17 protein-coding genes are annotated in these 18,033 nt (G+C 71.9%); 12 read left to right on the forward strand and 5 right to left on the reverse strand.

Annotation, left to right across the window (positions count from 1 at the left end):
• The first annotated feature begins 126 nt into the window (after window positions 1–126).
• The 5 genes from ADL15_RS30180 (at window position 127) to ADL15_RS53335 (ending at window position 4,771) form a co-directional block, all read left to right on the forward strand.
• Window positions 127–921, forward strand: coding sequence for an MBL fold metallo-hydrolase (locus ADL15_RS30180; protein ID WP_067698252.1), 795 nt, complete (start codon window positions 127–129; stop codon window positions 919–921).
• An 83-nt stretch (window positions 922–1,004) separates the two neighbouring features.
• Window positions 1,005–2,273: a hypothetical protein gene (locus ADL15_RS30185; RefSeq protein ID WP_157441689.1), complete on the forward strand. Its 1,269-nt coding sequence runs from the start codon at window positions 1,005–1,007 to the stop codon at window positions 2,271–2,273.
• Window positions 2,274–2,336: 63 nt separating this feature from the next.
• Window positions 2,337–3,380, forward strand: coding sequence for a phosphate ABC transporter substrate-binding protein PstS (pstS, locus tag ADL15_RS30190; protein WP_232344507.1), 1,044 nt, complete (start codon window positions 2,337–2,339; stop codon window positions 3,378–3,380).
• A gap of 90 nt (window positions 3,381–3,470) precedes the next feature.
• Window positions 3,471–4,184, forward strand: a complete 714-nt coding sequence (gene araD, locus ADL15_RS30195; protein ID WP_083971924.1) for an L-ribulose-5-phosphate 4-epimerase AraD — start codon at window positions 3,471–3,473, stop codon at window positions 4,182–4,184.
• A 119-nt stretch (window positions 4,185–4,303) separates the two neighbouring features.
• Complete coding sequence (locus tag ADL15_RS53335; protein ID WP_157441690.1) at window positions 4,304–4,771, forward strand: hypothetical protein; 468 nt, start codon at window positions 4,304–4,306, stop codon at window positions 4,769–4,771.
• Between the two features lie 12 nt (window positions 4,772–4,783).
• On the opposite strand, the gene ADL15_RS30205 is transcribed toward ADL15_RS53335, so the two are convergent.
• The 3 genes from ADL15_RS30205 to ADL15_RS30215 form a co-directional block, all read right to left on the reverse strand.
• A complete protein-coding gene (locus ADL15_RS30205; protein ID WP_067698262.1) occupies window positions 4,784–5,326 on the reverse strand; it encodes a hypothetical protein in 543 nt (180 codons plus the stop codon).
• 81 nt (window positions 5,327–5,407) lie between these two features.
• Window positions 5,408–5,917: a DUF3592 domain-containing protein gene (locus ADL15_RS30210; RefSeq protein ID WP_067698264.1), complete on the reverse strand. Its 510-nt coding sequence runs from the start codon at window positions 5,915–5,917 to the stop codon at window positions 5,408–5,410.
• 529 nt (window positions 5,918–6,446) lie between these two features.
• A complete protein-coding gene (locus ADL15_RS30215) occupies window positions 6,447–7,445 on the reverse strand; it encodes a LacI family DNA-binding transcriptional regulator (protein WP_157441691.1) in 999 nt (332 codons plus the stop codon).
• Between the two features lie 322 nt (window positions 7,446–7,767).
• Here ADL15_RS30215 and ADL15_RS30220 point away from each other — a divergent pair, with 322 nt between their 5' ends.
• The 5 genes from ADL15_RS30220 (at window position 7,768) to araA (ending at window position 13,874) form a co-directional block, all read left to right on the forward strand.
• Window positions 7,768–8,751 (forward strand): ABC transporter substrate-binding protein, encoded by a 984-nt coding sequence (locus ADL15_RS30220; RefSeq protein ID WP_067698266.1) that lies wholly within the window; start codon window positions 7,768–7,770, stop codon window positions 8,749–8,751.
• Between the two features lie 65 nt (window positions 8,752–8,816).
• Window positions 8,817–10,364 (forward strand): sugar ABC transporter ATP-binding protein, encoded by a 1,548-nt coding sequence (locus ADL15_RS30225; RefSeq protein WP_067698268.1) that lies wholly within the window; start codon window positions 8,817–8,819, stop codon window positions 10,362–10,364.
• Window positions 10,361–11,383 carry an ABC transporter permease gene (locus tag ADL15_RS30230; RefSeq protein ID WP_067698270.1) on the forward strand — a complete coding sequence of 341 codons (1,023 nt, stop codon included), beginning with the start codon at window positions 10,361–10,363 and terminating at the stop codon, window positions 11,381–11,383. The genes ADL15_RS30225 and ADL15_RS30230 overlap by 4 nt, the downstream gene beginning before the upstream one ends.
• Window positions 11,380–12,396 (forward strand): galactofuranose ABC transporter, permease protein YjfF, encoded by a 1,017-nt coding sequence (gene yjfF, locus ADL15_RS30235; protein WP_157441692.1) that lies wholly within the window; start codon window positions 11,380–11,382, stop codon window positions 12,394–12,396. The genes ADL15_RS30230 and yjfF overlap by 4 nt, the downstream gene beginning before the upstream one ends.
• Window positions 12,393–13,874, forward strand: a complete 1,482-nt coding sequence (araA, locus tag ADL15_RS30240) for an L-arabinose isomerase (RefSeq protein ID WP_067698272.1) — start codon at window positions 12,393–12,395, stop codon at window positions 13,872–13,874. The genes yjfF and araA overlap by 4 nt, the downstream gene beginning before the upstream one ends.
• Before the next feature lie 48 nt (window positions 13,875–13,922).
• Here the strand turns inward: araA and ADL15_RS30245 are convergent, their stop codons facing one another.
• A complete protein-coding gene (locus tag ADL15_RS30245; RefSeq protein ID WP_067698274.1) occupies window positions 13,923–14,618 on the reverse strand; it encodes a hypothetical protein in 696 nt (231 codons plus the stop codon).
• A gap of 109 nt (window positions 14,619–14,727) precedes the next feature.
• Here ADL15_RS30245 and ADL15_RS30250 point away from each other — a divergent pair, with 109 nt between their 5' ends.
• On the forward strand, window positions 14,728–15,834 hold the full coding sequence (locus ADL15_RS30250; RefSeq protein ID WP_083971926.1) for a sensor histidine kinase: 1,107 nt from the start codon (window positions 14,728–14,730) through the stop codon (window positions 15,832–15,834).
• Complete coding sequence (locus ADL15_RS30255) at window positions 15,831–16,481, forward strand: response regulator (RefSeq protein ID WP_067698278.1); 651 nt, start codon at window positions 15,831–15,833, stop codon at window positions 16,479–16,481. The genes ADL15_RS30250 and ADL15_RS30255 overlap by 4 nt, the downstream gene beginning before the upstream one ends.
• Here ADL15_RS30255 and ADL15_RS30260 read toward each other — a convergent pair.
• Window positions 16,478–18,025 carry a hypothetical protein gene (locus tag ADL15_RS30260; protein ID WP_067698280.1) on the reverse strand — a complete coding sequence of 516 codons (1,548 nt, stop codon included), beginning with the start codon at window positions 18,023–18,025 and terminating at the stop codon, window positions 16,478–16,480. The genes ADL15_RS30255 and ADL15_RS30260 overlap by 4 nt on opposite strands.
• Window positions 18,026–18,033 lie beyond the last annotated feature (8 nt).

The following is an 18,033-nucleotide window of genomic DNA, read 5'->3' on the forward strand; positions in this document are numbered from 1 at the left end:
CCGCCCTGCGAGAGAGCAGGGCGGCCGGCCCGTTCGAGGACCCGGAACCAGGCTGAACCTTGCCCCTGGGGCAGGGTCAAGCGAGGATGACCCGGAAACCAGGCCCACCGGGAGAGCGAGAACGACGTGCGGGTCCATCACCTCAACTGCGGCACCATGCGCGTCCCCGGCGGTGATCTGGTCTGCCACGTGCTGCTGGCCGAGAGCGACGCCGGCCTGGTGCTCGTCGACACCGGGTTCGGGCGGGCCGACCTCGCCGACCCGGCCACCCGTCTCGGCCCGCCCCGGCACCTGCTGCGCCCGGTGCTGGCCCCGGCGGAGACCGCGGCCGCCCAGGTCGAGCGGCTGGGGTTCCGGATCGAGGACGTCCGGCACATCGTGGTCACCCACTTCGACTTCGACCACATCGGTGGCCTGGCCGACTTCCCGCACGCCAAGGTGCACGTCACCGCGGCCGAGGTGCAGGGCGCGCTGCGTCCCTCGACCGCTCAGGAGCGCCGCCGGTTCCGCGCGGTGCAGTGGGCGCACGGCCCCGACCTGGTCGAGCACACCCCGGCCGGGGAGAGGTGGCGCGGGTTCGCGGCCGCGAAGGAGCTGACCGGGATCGCTCCGGGTTTCGTCCTGGTCGCGCTGCCCGGCCACACCCGGGGACACGCCGCGGTGGCCGTCGACACCGGTTCCCGCTGGTTGCTGCACTGCGGTGACGCCTTCTACCACCGGGGCACGCTGACCGGCGACCGCGTACCGCTGGGTCTGCGCCTGGCCGAGACCGGGGTCGCCTTCGACCGGGCCATGGTCCGGGCCAACCACGCCCGGCTGGCCGACCTTCATCAGCGCGCCGAGCCGGACCTGACCCTGCTCTCCGCCCACGATCCGGTGATCTATGCGGCTCTCGCCGGTTCCGGAAATACAAAGGATTAAGCGAAGAATGACACGCGAGAAACGTGAGATGAACGCGAGAACGTGATTTCGGAGAATTGCGGTAGTGGATTACCGTGACCCGCGTGTCAGCGCTCCGGGAAGCGACAAGGAACGAAACCCCCGCCCGTCTGCGCCTCTGGTCGGCGCTCGTGGTGACCGCGGCCGCCGCCCTGCTCGCCGCGACCGGTCTGGTGATGGCCCGGGTGCAGGACCAGGTCCGGATCATCGGCCGGGAGGCGGCGCCCCAGGCGGCCACCGCGGCCGACCTCTACTTCGCGCTCAGCGACATGGACGCGCAGGTCACCCGGCTGTTGCTGACCGGCGACGCGGACGCGCTGGCCGGGACCCGGGTGGACGCCCTGGGCGCCTACCGGTCCCGGTCCCGGCAGGTCGACGCCGACCTGCGACTGCTGATGAGCAGCGCGGCGCCGGTCGATCTCCTGGACGGACTGGCCGTTTATCACCAGCGCATCGGTCAGACCCTCGCCGCCGGGGAAAAGGGCGCCGCGGGTGCATTGCCGCCGGACGCCCTCGGCTATTTCACCCAGGCCACCAATATCCTTCACCTTCGCCTGCTCCCGGCCGCCCAGCAACTCCGGGACACCGCCACCACCCGCCTCGACGAGGCGTATTCCGCCAAACGGGTCACCGAATCCGTCGGCCTGACCCTGGCGGTGCTGCTCGGCGGCACGCTGCTCGCCCTCCTGGTCGTGCTGCAGGTCTGGCTGGCCCGCCGGTTCCGCCGGTCCTGGAACCCGGCGCTGCTCGCCGCGACCGGGCTCAGCCTGCTGATCACGGTCGCCCCGGTCGTCGTGCTGTCCGCGCAGGCCACCCGGATGACCGACGGCCGCGCCGCTGACCTGAACCCCTATCTGGAGCTGTCCCGGTTGCGCGCCGTCGGGTACGACGCCGCCGCGGACACCAGCCGGTACCTGGTCAGCGGCAACCTGGCGCTCTACCGGGACGGGTTCGCCGGCAAGTCCGGCTGCGTGACCGGCGAGGGCTGCGACGGGCCGGGCGTCGGCGCGCTGGCCGGGGACGAGGCGCTGCGCCGCTGGCAGGCCTACCGGCGCGATCACGAGAAGGTGCTGCAGCTGACTGATTCTGGTCGCACCGGCGAGGCGGTGGAGGCGCTGACCGGCATCCGCCGGGGCGACGCGGCGTTCGACTTCGCGTACTTCGACGCGGAGGTGGGCGCGGTCACCGACGTACGGAAGCAGGGTTTTGACCGGGCGTTGCGCGGCGCGGAACGCACGCTGCGCGGCTGGACCGGCATCCCCCTGGTGGTTCTCGGTCTGGTGATCCTGCTGGTCCCGCTCGGCGTCCGCCGACGCCTCGCGGAATATCGCTGAGACGGACGCGGAACGCTTGCGGTGCGCCGACGGTCGATGCCGACAACCGCTGAGAGGTACGACGTGAGAAAGCTCCCGGTGGCCGCCCTGGCCACCTTCCTCCTGCTGCTGACCGGTTGTGACGAGCCCGCCGAGTCCGCCGCCCCGGTACCGTGCGCGACGGGTGCGGCGAGCGGCCAGGGCTCCTCGGCCCAGGCCAACGCGATCAACGAGTGGATCCGCCAGTACCAGATCGCCTGCGCGGAGGCGGCCGTCGGGTACGACAGCACCGGCTCCGGCGCGGGCGTGCGCGCGTTCCTGGCCGGCACCGGTGACTTCGCCGGCACCGACGCCCCGCTGACCGAAACCGAACAGACCACCGCCACCACCCGCTGCGGCGGCGCCCCGGCCGCGCACCTGCCCCTGGTGATCGGCCCGATCGCGCTCGCCTACAACGTCGCCGGCGTCGCCGATCTGCGGCTGACCCCGGCCACCATCGCGAAGATCTTCAACGGCAAGGTCACCACCTGGAGCGACAAGGCGATCGCCGCCGACAACCCGGGCCTGGTGCTGCCGGCCACCCCGATCCGCCCGGTGCACCGCGAGGACAGCTCGGGGACCACCGCGAACTTCACCCGTTTCCTGGCCGGCGCGGCCCGGGCGGACTGGCCCTATCCGCCGGGCAGCGCCTGGCCGGCCCCGGGCGGTCTGGCCCGGTCCGGCAGCGACCGGCTGGCCGCGGCGATCGCCCGCACCGACGGCGCGATCGGCTACGCCGAGGCCTCCTACGCCCGGGTGAACGAGCTGGCCATGGCCCTGGTCGGCGACGCGCGGGGCGACTTCGCCGCGCCCACCGACCAGGCCGCGGCGACCGCCGTCGCGTCCGCGAGAAGCACCGGCGATCTACGGCTCGAGGTGAACTACCCGGATCTGTACGGTGGTGCCTACCCGCTCGTGCAGGTGACGTACGAGGTGGTGTGCCGCACCGGCGCCTCGGCGGTGGCCCGCGGTTTCCTGGCCCACGCGGCGAGTCCGGCGGGTCAGGCTGCCGCGTCGAGGGCCGGATACGCACCGCTGCCGGATACGCTGCGTGAGCGGGTCGCCGCAGAGGTCGCCACCCTGCGGTAACCCTCGGTGTTCACGCTCACAAGCCAGTTCACCACGAGCCCGTGATCACCTATAGTTAGCGCTAACAACCGGGTGGAAGGAAGCGGCATCGTGACGATCGGATCGCAAGCCCTGCGCCAGGACGTGTGGCTGGCCAACCAGATCATCCCGAAGGCCGGACTGGCCCAGCTCACCTGGGGCAACGTCAGCGGCGTCGACCGTGAGGCCGGGCTCTTCCTGATCAAGCCGTCCGGGGTGTCGTACGACGATCTCACCCCCGACATGCTCGTCCCGATCGACCTGGCGACCGGCAAGGTGCTCGGTGGTGACCTGCGGCCCTCGGTCGACACCGAGTCACACCGCGCGTTCTACCTGGCCTGGCCCTCGATCGGCGGCATCACCCACACGCACTCGGCCAACGCGGTCGCGTTCGCGCAGGCCGACCGGGACATCCCGCTGCTCGGCACCACGCACGCCGACACGTTCAACGGCCCGGTGCCGGTGACCCGGGGGCTCACCCCCGAGGAGTGCGCGAACGACTACGAGTTCAACACCGGTCAGGTGATCATCGAGCTGATCGGTGACGACGAGGCCGCGGCCGCCATGCCCGCGGCGCTGGTCGCCAACCACGGCCCGTTCACCTGGGGCGTCAGCCCGAAGAAGTCGGTCGAGCACGCGATCATCGTCGAGGCGGTCGCCGACATGGCGATCAAGACGCTGGCGCTCAACCCGGCCGCGTTCACGCCGCAGCACCTGCAGGAACGGCACTTCAAACGCAAGCACGGCCCGGGCGCCTATTACGGCAACCCGGGCGTCAAGTCCTGATCCACCCGGGGACGCATCCGTAACCGGCCGTCGCGGCAGCGAGCGGCCGGTGCCGAACAGAACGTGATGCGCCCTCTCGGGTTGCCGCTTTCCCCCGCCTTTGAGAGCGGGTCAGGGGGATGGCGCGGCCCGCCGGCCCGGGCGTGGCTGGGAGCATCGCCCGGGCCGGCAATAACTTCCGGTCAAGGGGCTTTCGTCGTACGCCGTACCGCGTACGCCGGAAGCCCCTTCTCCAGCACGTCGAACGCGGCCCCGGCCATCCGCCGGGCCTCCGGGAGTCGAGCCTGGCCGCGGCCGGCCTCCCGGCGACGCTGCCGCTGCACATCACCGAGCACGGCTGGGGGACCGGGCCGGGCCGGAGCGCGGAACGTCAGGTGGAGGTGCTGGAGCTGGTGGTCGGGATCGTCGCCGGGCTCGCCGAGCGGCTGGCCATCGAGGTGTATGAGTACCACGCGCTGCGGGACGCGGATTCCGGCGGTGTCGAGCCGGTCTTCCAGCTCGGGTTGCTGCGCGACGACTACACGCCGAAGCCCGCGTTCGAGGCGTATCGGCGGCTGATCGCCGCCCGGTCCCTCAGCGGCCGCTGATCGTCCGTTCGCTCAGCGGCCGGTGATCTCGCGGACCATCGCCCGGACCCGCCGGCGGAGCCCGACCGGCGCCGGTCGGGCGTTGCCGGCCCGCGGGAACGGGGCGCGGGTGTTGCGATTCGCCCCCGGCTCGTGGCCCGCTGCCGGAGCGCCGTTGCCGGTGCGCGGCCGGGGGATCGCGGCGGCGGGCGGGACCGGCGTCTCACCGGTGGCCGGGCGGTTCCAGGTGAACCTGGTCCCGGCCAGGGTGATGGTCGCGCCGGGTGGGCAGAGCCCGGTCTGCCGGTCGGCCGGATCGTCGGTGCGACCGTAACTGATCATCAGGCTGACCGCGGTGGCCTGCGGGTCGGTGTGCACCGCCCAGACGTCGCCGTGGCCGGGCAGCCCGGAACCGTTGCGGGTGAGAACGGCGGCCCGGCTGCGCAACGGGATCGTCACGTCGTGGCCGAGCGGGCCGCGGACACGCAGCGTGCCGGACAGTCGCGGGTGCCGCCGGCGGCGTAGCCAGCCGGGGACGCCTCCGCGGGACGGGGGTTCGCTGTCGCCGTCGACCACCCCTCGGACTGTAATCGGCGTGAGCGGTGCGGAGCGGGTTCATTCACCGCTGCGGGTGAGCTGAATCCTCCTCGCGACGACTCAGGGGAAGGTGCCGGGGAAGTCGCCGAACGTGCCGTCGTCGAAGACCGGGCTGTCCGGCGACAGGAAGATCAGGCTGGTCATGAAGAACGCGACACCCGCGAAGAGCAGGAAGATCGCCCCCACGATCACCGCTCCGGCCATACCGGCGCCCTGCCCGTCGATCGGCACGGCCCGCTCCGGCTGCTCCGGGTCGAAGGCCACCGTGTGCTGCGTGCCGGGCACGTGCGACAGGTTGCTGCGCTTCTCGGCGATCACCGTGCGTACCTCACGGCCGAGCTGAGTGCGGAACGTGACCACCGGGAGGAAGCTCATCCGGCCGTGACTGTGCGACTCGACCGCGTTGTCGAGCACGACGGCCACCGCCCGCTCCCCGGTCGCGATCAGCCGCCGCGCCCGGTTCCAGTGCCGCAGCCCCCGGTAGATCATGAAGAGGCCCACCCCGGCCGGCACCAGCACCAGAAACGCCGACACCAGCAGCCCGAACGCCGGAATCCCGTCCTCGATCATGGCGCGCACTGTACCCACCGGTAGCCACCACCGGACCGCTGTCCCGCCCAGGTCCGCGCCCCTGCGGTCCGCCCTTTCACGGTACGAACATGGAGCGCCCGTCCGTAGGCTACGAGCCACGTCCCGCCCGTGAGGCCACGCGAGACCGCAGCCACCCCGGACCGCCCCGCGCCTCCCCACCCCGGCTGGTCGTGAGGGGTGTCTCGCTGCCCGCGAGGCACCCCTGAGAGCCAGCCACCCCCGGGGTCCGCTCGTCGGCGCAAGACCCGGGCTGGTGCTTGCGGTCCCTTCGAGGCGCTCGAGGCAGCCGTGAGTGCCAGCCGACGGACTTCGGCTGGTGCTGGCGGTCCCCTCGAGAGCGTTGAGGCAGCCCTGAGCGCCAGCCGGGGGCGGAGGCGCGGGGCGGTCCGGGGTGGCTGCGGCCTCGCGTGGCCTCACGGGCGGGACGTGGCTCGTAGCCTGCGGGCGGGACTGCGTATTCGTACCGTGAAAAAGCGGCCTGAGGGATCGCGGTCCGGAGGGGAAGAGGTCAGTCGAAGCGGGGGGCGGTGCTGGCTCGGAGGACCAGGTCCGGGGCGACCAGGACGTTCGGCGGGGGGTCGGCGCCGTCGGCGCGGGCCATGTGGTGCAGCAGCAGGGCCAGGGCGCGGCGGCCCATCTCGGCGAAGTCCTGGTGCACGGTGGTGAGCGGCGGCATGAAGTAGCCGGAGTCGGGCATGTCGTCGAAACCGACGACGCTCACGTCGTCCGGGACGCGGCGGCCGGACTCGTGCAGGGCGCGCAGCACGCCCAGCGCTATCCGGTCGTTGGCCGCGAAGATCGCGGTGACCGAGGGGTCGGCGGCCAGGCGGCGGCCCTGCTCGTAGCCGGCGGCGGCGTCCCACCAGCCGGGGGAGATCGCCGGGACGACCGCGCCGGCCGCGTAGAGCGTCTCGCGCCAGCCGTCGACCCGGGCCTGTGCCTCCGGCCAGTCGGGCGGGCCGGCCGCGTGGTGCACGGTGGCGTGGCCCAGGTCGAGCAGGTGCTGGGTGGCGAGGCGGGCGCCGGTCACGTTGTCCACCCGTACGGTCGGGAAGGGCTCGACGCCGGAACCGGAACCGCCCACCGCGACACACGCCAGGCCGGCCGGCGCGTGGGTGAGCGCGGTGGTCACGGCGGGTTTCGGGGCGATCGCGATGATGCCGTCGACGTCGTGCTGGGCGAGGCGGTCGACCGCCTCGAGGACCGGGTGGTGCGCGAGCTCGCGCACGGTCGCGACGCTGACCAGGTATCCGGCGGCGCGGGCGGCGCTCTCGATGCCGTAGAGCATCGACTCGGGACCGAACAACGTGGTCTCGAAGCCGATGATGCCGAGCGTCCGGGACTCCCGGGTGGCCAGGGTGCGCGCCGCGAGGTTGCGCCGGTAGTTCAGCGAGCGCATCGCGGCGAGCACACGCTCGCGGGTCTCCGTCCGCACGTTGGGATGATCGTTGATCACCCGGGAGACGGTCTGGTGGGACACGCCGGCCAGCTTCGCGACGTCGCGCATGACGCTTCCCCGCTCCTTGCCGGATCGCGGCCGAAGGACGGGTGAGGGCATCTGGGCAGCCGGTTCGACGTCCGGCGCCGGGTCTGAGGTCGGCATTGGACGATTCCTAGCAGGTAGTCGTTCGATGACCTGGGGTGAAACCGGCGTTCTTGCAATCTGCCTGAAACAACGATGCTGATCTCTTGACGATCACGTTGAGAACGGTAACACTCACGAAACGCACGCTGTGACCCCGGTCGCAGCATCGAGGGAGATCTTCGCGGCCAGGGCACCCGTGTGCCCTCCGCTGCTCTTTTGTTAACGGTAACAGTCTCAGGAGGTTATGGTGCGCGTGAAGATGATGGCGGCAGCAGCGATGACGGGCCTGCTGGCCGTGTCCGCGCTGGCCGGTTGTGGTGACAAGGACGCCGCCGGCGGCAGCGACGACGGCAAGCTCGTCATGGGATTCTCCCAGGTGGGTGCGGAGAGCGGCTGGCGCACCGCGAACACCAACGACATCAAGGCGGCGGCCCCGGCCGCCGGTATCGAGCTGAAGTTCTCCGACGCCCAGGGCAAGCAGGAGAACCAGATCTCGGCGATCCGTGGCTTCATCACCCAGAAGGTCGACGTCATCGCGTTCTCGCCGGTGGTCACGTCCGGCTGGGACGCGGTGCTCAAGGAGGCCAAGGACGCCGACATCCCGGTGATCCTGACCGACCGCGCGGTGGACTCGCAGGACACCTCGCTGTACAAGACCTTCCTCGGCTCGGACTTCGTCAAGGAGGGCAAGGAGGCCGGCGACTGGCTGGTCAAGGACTCCGCGGGCAAGACCGGCCCGATCAACGTGGTCGAGCTGCAGGGCACCACGGGCGCGGCGCCGGCCATCGACCGGCAGAAGGGCTTCGCCGAGGCGATCGCGGCCAACCCGAACATCAAGATCGTGAAGTCGCAGACCGGTGACTTCAAGCGCGCCGACGGCAAGACGGTCATGGAGCAGTTCCTCCAGTCCACCCCGAAGATCGACGTGCTCTACGCGCACAACGACGACATGGGTCTGGGCGCCATCGAGGCGATCGAGGCGGCCGGCAAGGTGCCCGGCAAGGACATCAAGATCATCACGGTCGACGCGGTCAAGGACGGCATGACCGCCCTCGCCGCCGGCAAGATCAACTACATCGTGGAGTGCAGCCCGCTCCTCGGCACCCAGCTGATGGAGCTGGCCAAGAAGGTCCACGCCGGCGAGTCGGTCGAGCAGCGGATCCTCACCCAGGAGACCACCTTCACCCAGGAGCAGGCCAAGGCCGCCCTCCCGGACCGCAAGTACTGAGTCATGGCAGGTGCGGACCACCCCGGGCTCCGGGGTGGTCCGCACGCCGCGGAACGGAGTGCACGATGGGCGAACCCACCACAAAACCGGTCCTCGAGATGGCCGGCATCCGCAAGGTCTTTCCCGGCGTCGTCGCCCTGGACGGCGTCGACTTCCGTTTGTTCCCCGGCGAGGTGCACGCCCTGATGGGCGAGAACGGCGCCGGCAAGTCCACCCTGATCAAGGTGCTCACCGGCGTCTACGAGATCGACGGCGGTGACATCACGCTGAGCGGCGCGCCGGTGCGGATCAGCGGGCCGCTGGCCGCGCAGAAGGCCGGGATCAGCACCGTCTACCAGGAGGTCAATCTCTGCACCAACCTCTCGGTGGCGGAGAACATCTTCATCGGCCGGGAGCCGCGGCGCCTCGGCAAGATCCAGTGGGGCCGGATGCGCAAGCGGTCCGCCGAGCTGCTCCAGCGTCTCGACCTGGACCTCGACGTGACGGCGCCGCTGAGCACCTACTCGCTGGCGATCCAGCAGATGGTGGCGATCGCGCGCGCGATCGACATCGAGGCGCGGGTGCTGATCCTCGACGAGCCGACCTCCAGCCTGGACGCCTCCGAGGTGGCCCGGCTCTTCGAGGTGATGCGCCGGCTCAAGGGCGACGGGGTGGCGATCCTGTTCGTCTCGCACTTCCTGGACCAGATCTACGAGATCTCCGACCGGCTGACGGTGCTGCGCAACGGCCAGCTGATCGGTGAGTTCACCGTCGCGGACCTGCCCCAGGTGCAGCTCGTCGAGAAGATGATCGGCAAGGAGCTGGCGACGCTGGAGGGCCTGGAGGACAAGGCTCAGCGGTCCCGGACGAAGTCGGCCGCCGCCGAACCGATCCTCGAGGCCAAGGGTGTCGGCCGGACGGGCGCGATCGCCCCGTTCGACCTGACCATCCACGCCGGCGAGGTGGTCGGCCTGGCCGGGCTGCTCGGCTCCGGCCGTACCGAACTGGCCCGGCTGCTCTTCGGCGCGGACAAGGCCGACACCGGCGAGCTGAGCATCGACGGCAAGCCGGTCGCGCTGCGCGATCCGCAGGTGGCGATGAAGCGGGGGATCGCCTTCTCCTCGGAGAACCGCCGCACCGAGGGCATCATCGGTGACCTCAGCGTGCGGGAGAACATCATCCTGGCGTTGCAGGCCTCGCGCGGCTGGACCCGGCCGATCCCGCGCCGCAAGCAAGACGAACTGGTCGACAAGTACATCAAGGCGCTGCAGATCCGGCCCGCCGACCCGGAGCGCCCGGTCCGCAACCTCAGCGGCGGCAACCAGCAGAAAGTTCTGCTGGCCCGCTGGCTGATCACCGAACCGCGGCTGCTGATCATCGATGAGCCGACCCGCGGCATCGACGTCGGCGCCAAGGCGGAGATCCAGAAGCTGGTCGCCGAGCTCTCCGACGGTGGCATGGCCGTGCTGTTCGTCAGCGCCGAGCTGGAGGAGGTGCTCCGGCTCAGCCACAAGATCGCGGTGCTCCGGGACCGCCGTCTGGTCGAGGAGCTGGAGAACACCGCCGGGGTCGACGCCGACCGCATCATGCAGACCATCGCCAGTGGCCAGACCGCCAGCGGAGCTACCTCATGACCATTCTCAAGAACCGGCTGTTCTGGCCCACCGCCATCCTGGTGGCGCTGCTGGTCGTCAACGTGTTCACGTCCAACCAGTTCCTCACCGTCCACGACGGGCACCTGTTCGGCACCTTGATCGACATCCTGCGGGGCAGCTCGCCGCTGGTCCTGGTCGCCCTCGGGATGACCCTGGTGATCGCGACCGGCGGCATCGACCTCTCGGTCGGCTCGGTGATGGCGATCTCCGGCGCGGTGGCCTGCCTGCTGATCCGGGACCTCGGCGACCAGAACGCGGTCGGCTCGGTGCTGCTGATCGTGGCGGTCGCGGTCGGCGTCTCGGCGCTGCTCGGCGTCTGGAACGGGGCCCTGGTCGCGGTGGTCGGCATCCAGCCGATCATCGCGACGCTGATCCTGATGGTGGCCGGGCGCGGCATCGCCCAGCTGATCACCGACGGCCAGATCATCAACGTGCAGTCCAGCCCGTACGCGACGCTGGCCACCGGGTTCTTCCTCACCCTGCCGGTGGCGTTCCTGATCGCCATGGCCGCGGTGGCGCTGACCGTGGTGCTGACCCGGCGTACCGCGCTGGGTCTGCTGCTCGAGTCGGTCGGTGGCAGCCCGAGCGCCAGCCGGCTGGCCGGCATCCGGGCGAAGCGGATCACCGTGATGGTCTACGTGGTGTCCGGCGCGTTCGCCGGGCTGGCCGGCCTGATCTACAGCGCGAACATCAAGAGCGCGGACAGCATCTCGGCCGGCAACCTGATCGAGCTGGACGCCATCCTGGCCGTGGTGATCGGCGGCACCGCCCTGATCGGGGGCCGGTTCTCGATCGCCGGCACGGTGATCGGCGCGCTGCTGATCCAGACGCTGTCCGTCACGGTCGTCGCCGTCGGCGTGCCGGCCAAGGCCACGCTGCTGTTCAAGGCGGTCATCGTGGTCGTGCTCTGCCTGTCCCAGTCCACGACGTTCCGCGAGAAGGTGTTCGGGCGTTTCAAGGCTCGTAACCCCGTCGCCCCGGCGGAGGTGCCCGCATGACGATCATGAGTCCACAGGCGGTCTCGAAGGACCCGGCGGTCAACCCGCGCCGCCGGGTCTACAAGCCGAACGCCAAGTACATCCCGATCCTGGCGACCCTCTCGCTGCTGCTGGTCATGTACTTCAGCGGGGTGGCGAACTACAGCAACTTCGGCCAGGCGAGCGTCGTCGTCAACCTGTTCCGCGACAACGCGGTCCTGCTGGTGATCGCGGTGGGGATGACGTTCGTGATCCTCACGGGCGGTATCGACCTGTCGGTCGGTGCGGTCATCTCGCTGACCACCACGCTGACCGCGACGCTGCTCAAGGGCGGCTGGCCGCCGCTGGTGGTGCTGCCGCTGGTGCTGCTGCTCGGCGCGCTGCTCGGCGCCGGGATGGGCGCGGTGATCCACTTCTTCAAGGTGGAGCCGTTCATCGCCACCCTGGCCGGGCTGTTCCTGGCCCGGGGCCTGGCGCTGTTCATCAACCAGTCGTCGATCCCGATCCGCGACGAGCTCTGGCGGACGCTCTCCGACATGCGCATCCCGCTGGCCGACGGGGTGAAGACCACCCCGATCGCCCTGGTGGCCCTGGCCGCGGTGCTGATCGCCGCGGCGGTGCTGGCCTGGACCCGGTTCGGCCGCAACGTCTACGCGATCGGTGGCAGCGCCGACTCGGCGCTGCTGATGGGCCTGCCGGTCGGCCGTACCCGGATCGCGGTCTACACGCTCAGCGGGTTCTGCGCGGCGCTCGGCGGCGTGCTGTTCAGCATCAACTCCACGTCCGGCTGGGCGCTGCAGGGGACCGGCTCGGAGCTGGACGCCATCGCCGCGTGTGTGATCGGCGGGGTGCTGCTGACCGGTGGCTCCGGGTACGTCCTCGGCACCCTGCTCGGCGTACTGGTCACGGGTCTGATCCAGACCATCATCAACTTCCAGGGTGACCTGAACTCGGCATGGACCCGGATCATCGTCGGCGTCCTGCTCTTCGGTTTCATCGTCATGCAGCGACTTGTCACACGGAGGGCACGATGAGCACCGGAGAAGTCTGGTTCCTGACCGGTAGCCAGGGGCTCTACGGCCCGGAGACCCTGGAGCAGGTCGCCTCGCAGTCCCGGGAGATCGCCGGCCAGCTACAGGAGCAACTCGACGCGGAGGTGGTCTGGCAGCCGGTGCTGACCAGCGCGGAGCAGATCCTGGAGATCTGCCGCCGGGCCTCCGCGACGCCGGGCGTGCTCGGCGTGATCACCTGGATGCACACGTTCTCCCCGGCCAAGATGTGGATCGCCGGGCTGGACGCGCTGCGCGCCCCGCTGCTGCACCTGCACACCCAGCACAACGTGGCACTGCCCTGGTCCGAGATCGACATGGACTTCATGAATCTCAACCAGGCCGCGCACGGCGACCGGGAGTTCGGGTTCATCGAGACCCGGCTCGGCGTGCCGCGCAAGACGGTGGCCGGGCACGTCAGCAACCCGGCCGTGGTCGCCCGGATCGCGACCTGGGTGCGGGCCGCCCGCGGGTACTCCGCGATGCGCACCCTCAAGCTGGCCCGGTTCGGCGACAACATGCGCGACGTCGCGGTGACCGAGGGGGACAAGGTCGAGGCGCAGCTGCGGTTCGGCGTCTCGGTCAACACGTACGGCGTGAACGACCTGGTCGCGGTCGTCGACCAGGTGGCCGACGAGGACATCGACAAGCTGGTCAGCGAGTACTCCGACATCTACGAGGTCGCCCCGGAACTGCTGGGTGAGCGCAAGGAGTCGCTGCGCTACGGCGCGCGGATCGAGCTGGGCCTGCGGCAGTTCCTCACCGAGGGCGGCTTCGGGGCGTTCACGAGCAACTTCGAGGACCTGGGCGGGCTGCGCCAGCTGCCCGGCCTGGCCGTGCAGCGGCTGATGGCCGACGGGTACGGCTTCGGCGGCGAGGGCGACTGGAAGACCTCGGTGCTGGTGCACACGCTCAAGGCGATGGTCCCCGGCGGCGCGACCTCCTTCATGGAGGACTACACGTACGACCTGACCCCCGGCAACGAGGTCATCCTCGGCGCGCACATGCTGGAGGTCTGCCCGTCGATCGCGTCCGGCACCCCGAAGCTGGAGATCCACCCGCTCGGCATCGGCGGCCGGGAGGACCCGGTCCGCCTGGTCTTCGACGCGACACCCGGCAAGGCGATCGTTCTCGGCCTGGCCGACCTGGGGGAGCGGTTCCGCCTGGTCGCCAACGAGATCGAGGTGGTCGCGCCGACCGAGCCGCTGCCGAAGCTGCCGGTCGCCCGGGCGGTCTGGAAGCCGGCCCCGTCGCTCGCCACGTCCGCCGAGTGCTGGCTGACCGCGGGCGGGCCGCACCACACCGTGCTGTCGTCGGCGGTAGGCGCGGAGGAACTGGCCGACCTGGCCGACATGGTGGGCACCGAGCTGCTGGTGATCGACGCGGACACCACCACCCGCGGGTTCATCAAGGAGGTGCGCTGGAACCAGGCGTACCACCGGCTGGCCCGCGGCTTCCGCTGATCGTTGCGGACGGCCCGCCACCCGAGCGCCGGGGGTGGGCCGTCCGGGTCAGTGCACGACAGCGGCCGCGCGGCGGGTGCGTACCGCCAGGACGATGCCGGTGATCGGGATCCACAGCACCCAGCCGTACAGGCCGCCGAACCAGAAGCCGTACAGGACGTCGGAGTTCAGGGTGACCCCGGCGGTGCCGAGGGCGGCCGCGGCGGCGACCACCGCGCCGAGCACGCTCACCCAGCGCGGCACGATCCGGGTGCGCCACGCGACGAGCGAGAACGCGCCGGTCAGCACGGCGATGAACACCATCTGGAAGTCGCCGGCCAGGTGGGTGAAGCCGGCGACGCCGTGCCAGGCGTACAGGATCTCGGCACTCGGGGCGTCGCCGCCGGCCAGGCCGGGCAGCACGGCGAGCACGGCGCCGGCCACCGAGCCCAGGAACAGCGACACCACCAGCAGGTGACTCGCCCCGGCGAACAGATCGGGCAGCAGCGACCGGGGTGCCGCGGCCCGGGCCACCGTGGTCAGCGCCGCGGTGAAGACCAGCAGCAGGGCCATCGAGAGCATGGCGGCGAACGCGCCGACCCGGAGCGCTCCGGCCTGGCTCCGGCCGTACTCCTGGATCTGGGTTGTCGTGGCGGTCAGCAGGCTGGGACCGTCCGGCGGCTGCGCGAACGACGCGACCAGGACCAGCGGTCCGGTGATGGCGGCGGTCAGCGCGGCGCCACGGGAGTTGTCGATAGTCGTCATGCGCCCAGGGTGGCCGCGGCAGGTGTGCCGGAGCGTCGCCCGAGCTGATGAACCGGCTCGGCATTTCTGATGAGGTCGCGGCCCGCGGTCCGGGTCTAGCGTCGGGGTCATGAGGCGTGTGCCCCGGGCGGACGCGGCGCTCGCCGCCGCGATGGCCGCTCTCGCGTGCGGGGAGGCGATCGGGTATGCCGACGGCTCACCCCGGCACCTGGCCGGGTCGGCGGTCCTGATCGCCGGGGCGGTCGCGCTCGCCTGGCGGCGCACCGCGCCGGTGCCGGTCGCGGTGCTGTGCTCGGTCGGCCTGACCGTGCCGGTGCTGGTCACCCGGACCACCGAGACCATCGGCGGACCGCTGGTGATGATGGTGGCGGTCTACTCGGTGGCCGCGTACGGGCCGGGTCTGCCGTGGTCGTTGCTGCCGGCCGGGGTGGCCGGCGCGGCCTCGGTGATCCGCACGCTGGGGGACTGGGGCGCGGACTGGGTCTCGCTGGGGATCGGGCTGGCGATGATGGCGGGGGCCTTCGCGCTCGGCCTGGTGATGCGCCGCCAACGCCACGAGACGGCGCGGGCCGAGCGTGCCCGCGAGGAGCACGCCGCCGAGGCGGTCGCCGCCGAACGCGCCCGGATCGCCCGGGACCTGCACGACGTGGTGGCGCACGCGATCAGCGTGATCGTGCTGCAGGCCCGCGGCGGCCGGCGGATGCTCGCGGTGGACCCGGACCAGTCCCGGGCCGCGTTCGACGCCGTCGAGCTGCTGGCCGGGCAGGCGATGACCGACATGCGCCGGATGCTGGGACTGGCCCGCACGCCCGGCGCCGGTGCCGACCTGGCGCCACAGCCCAGCCTGCGCCACCTGGACGCGCTGATCGACGGGCTCAGCCGGCCGGGGTTGCGGCTGGTCACCGACGTGACCGGCGACCTGGCCGGGGTGCCGCCCGGTGTGGACGTGGCCGGGTACCGGATCGTGCAGGAGTCGCTGACCAACGTGCTGCGGCACGCCGGCGCGAGCACGGCCTCGGTGGCCGTCCGGGTCTCGCCGGAGCGCCTGGAGATCGAGGTGGCGGACGACGGCGCGGGGTCGGCCGGCCCGTCGGCGACCGGCTTCGGGCTGGTCGGGATGCGCGAACGGGTGTCGCTCTACCACGGGACGTTCGACGCGGGGAACGATCCGCGCGGCGGGTTCCGGGTGCACGCCTGCCTGCCGGTGACCCCATGATCCGGGTCCTGCTCGCCGACGACCAGCAGCTGGTGCGGGCCGGCTTCCGGATGATCCTGCGGGCCGAGCCGGACATCGGGGTGGTGGGCGAGGCGGCGGACGGTGTCGAGGCGGTCGAGAGCGCCCGCCGGTTGCGACCCGACCTGGTGCTGATGGACATCCGGATGCCGCGCCTGAACGGCATCGAGGCGACCCGGCAGCTGCTCCGGCTGCCCGATCCGCCCCGGGTGCTCGTGGTCACCACGTTCGACCTTGACCAGTACGTCTACGAGTCGCTGCGGCTGGGCGCCAGCGGGTTCCTGCTCAAGGACACGCCGGAGGAGCAGCTGGTGGCGGCGATCCGTACCGTCGTGACCGGTGTGGCGTTGCTCGACCACGAGGTGACCCGTCGTCTGATCGACGCGTTCGCGTCCCGGGTCGCGGCGGTGGACCGGCCGGCACGGCTCGACGTGCTCACACCGCGGGAGGTGGACGTGCTCCGGCAGCTGGCCCGCGGGCGGTCGAACGCCGAGATCGCCCGCGACCTGTTCCTGAGCGACGCCACGGTGAAGACGCACGTGGGGCACGTGCTGGCCAAGCTCGGCCTGACCAGCCGCACCCAGGCCGTGGTGCTGGCCTACGAGACGCGGCTGGTCACTCCGGACTAGGCAGCCACCACGAAGCCGCCGGCGGGCACCTCGACCGGGAACGCGCCCCGCCCGCCGGTGACCCCGGCCGGGCGGCCGTGCGCGTCGTAGGCGCGGGCCACCGCGGCACCGTCCCCCGGCACGTCGATGGTCAGGTGCCGGGCCGTGCCGGCCACGCTGGACAGCAGCACCGCCCGGTCGGTGACCAGGCTGGACACCAGCGGGGTCAGCAGCAGGACGTCGAGGTCGCTGGTGCCGCGCACCCCGGTCGCGGTGATCGACCCGGTGCCGGCCGCCACCGTGCCGGGAACCCGCACCGGCAGCAGCGCGCCGGGCGCGGCCGACACCCCCTGCGCCCCGCCCCCGCCGGAGCTCACCCGCCCGAGCATGTCGAAATCGGTCACGCCGCCGGGCCCGGGCACCCGGTTGAGCACCGCGTCCACCCGCCGGGGCTGCCCGGCGGCGGGCACCGTCCAGGTCACCCGCCCGGCCGCTTCGACCCGCAGGTGGGCGCCGCCGCTCCACTGCGACTCCCCGGTCCACGCCGAGGGTGGCGTCACGACCGTGACCGGCCCGCTGAGCCGGCCGGACTCCGCCTCGACGGTGCGGGAGCCGTCCCGGCTGACCACCGGGCCGGCCGCCCGGGCGAGCGCGGCCAGGTCCCGGTCCGCGTCCAGGGCCAGCATGGTGAGCAGCCCGTGGATGGTCGACTCCGCGCCGGAGTTCCGGTTGACCGTGCCGTCGCCGTTCACCCCGTCGCTGGTGGCGCCGGTGGCCGGGTCGTACATCCGGGCGCCGGCCGGGTTCTGGCCGAGGAACCAGCCGGCCGCCACCCCGGCGAGCTGCCGGAACCCGTCCGAGCCGGTGGCTCGGGACACCGACAGCAGGCTCTGCACCCGGGCGTCCGCCCCGTACGCGATCTGGGAGCGGTCCACCGGCGCGGGCAGCAGGCCGTTGATCGGCCCGGTCGCGGTGAGCAGGCCCGGGGTGAACGTGCCCGCGTCGGCCACCGCCGGGCGCAGCAGCCGGTCGTCGTGCAGGACCGTCGCCGCCTCGGCCAGCGCGGACGGCATCTGCGCACCCCAGGCGTGCCAGACCGAGCGGGAGAGCGCCCACGGCAGCACCGAGGAGCCGGGCCCGCCGCCCATCTCGGCGACGCCCGCGGCCAGCCGGGCCAGGGCGGTCCGGGCGGCGGGCGGCCCACCGGCGCGGACATAGGCGGTCAGCCCGAGGATCGCCTCGGAGCTGGCGTCCGCCCCGTCGGCGATCAGCCAGGCCGGCACCCGGGCGCCGTCGACGACCTGGTGTTCGCCGTACCGGACAAGGACCTGACGGTCGAGAGCGGCGACGGCCAGGTCGAGGCGCGACCGCAGGAACCCGGCGAACCCGGGGTCGGCGCCGCGGAACGCGGCATAGCCCTCACCGAGCGCCCAGATCGTGCGGGCCAGCCAGTACGACGGCCCGGAGTCGGACGGGTCCGGCGTCTCCACCGGCACCGGGCTCGGGTTCAGCGTCCCGTCCGGCTGCATCCACAGCACCACGTTCCCGGCGTGCGGCCCGGACACCGTCTGCA

This window comes from Actinoplanes awajinensis subsp. mycoplanecinus (assembly GCF_001509495.1).
In the GTDB taxonomy this organism is placed as follows: Bacteria; Actinomycetota; Actinomycetes; order Mycobacteriales; family Micromonosporaceae; genus Actinoplanes; species Actinoplanes palleronii.

What these genes read in the sequence shown, in the direction of transcription:
- ADL15_RS30255 (WP_067698278.1), top strand. Translation starts at nt 15,831, where the DNA reads ATGATCCGGGTCCTGCTCGCCGACGACCAGCAGCTGGTGCGGGCCGGC.
- araA (WP_067698272.1), top strand. Translation starts at nt 12,393, where the DNA reads ATGAGCACCGGAGAAGTCTGGTTCCTGACCGGTAGCCAGGGGCTCTAC.
- yjfF (WP_157441692.1), top strand. Translation starts at nt 11,380, where the DNA reads ATGACGATCATGAGTCCACAGGCGGTCTCGAAGGACCCGGCGGTCAAC.
- ADL15_RS30215 (WP_157441691.1), bottom strand. Translation starts at nt 7,445, where the DNA reads ATGCGCGACGTCGCGAAGCTGGCCGGCGTGTCCCACCAGACCGTCTCC.
- ADL15_RS30220 (WP_067698266.1), top strand. Translation starts at nt 7,768, where the DNA reads ATGGTGCGCGTGAAGATGATGGCGGCAGCAGCGATGACGGGCCTGCTG.
- ADL15_RS30230 (WP_067698270.1), top strand. Translation starts at nt 10,361, where the DNA reads ATGACCATTCTCAAGAACCGGCTGTTCTGGCCCACCGCCATCCTGGTG.
- ADL15_RS30225 (WP_067698268.1), top strand. Translation starts at nt 8,817, where the DNA reads ATGGGCGAACCCACCACAAAACCGGTCCTCGAGATGGCCGGCATCCGC.
- ADL15_RS53335 (WP_157441690.1), top strand. Translation starts at nt 4,304, where the DNA reads ATGGCGCGGCCCGCCGGCCCGGGCGTGGCTGGGAGCATCGCCCGGGCC.
- ADL15_RS30245 (WP_067698274.1), bottom strand. Translation starts at nt 14,618, where the DNA reads ATGACGACTATCGACAACTCCCGTGGCGCCGCGCTGACCGCCGCCATC.
- ADL15_RS30210 (WP_067698264.1), bottom strand. Translation starts at nt 5,917, where the DNA reads ATGATCGAGGACGGGATTCCGGCGTTCGGGCTGCTGGTGTCGGCGTTT.
- ADL15_RS30250 (WP_083971926.1), top strand. Translation starts at nt 14,728, where the DNA reads ATGAGGCGTGTGCCCCGGGCGGACGCGGCGCTCGCCGCCGCGATGGCC.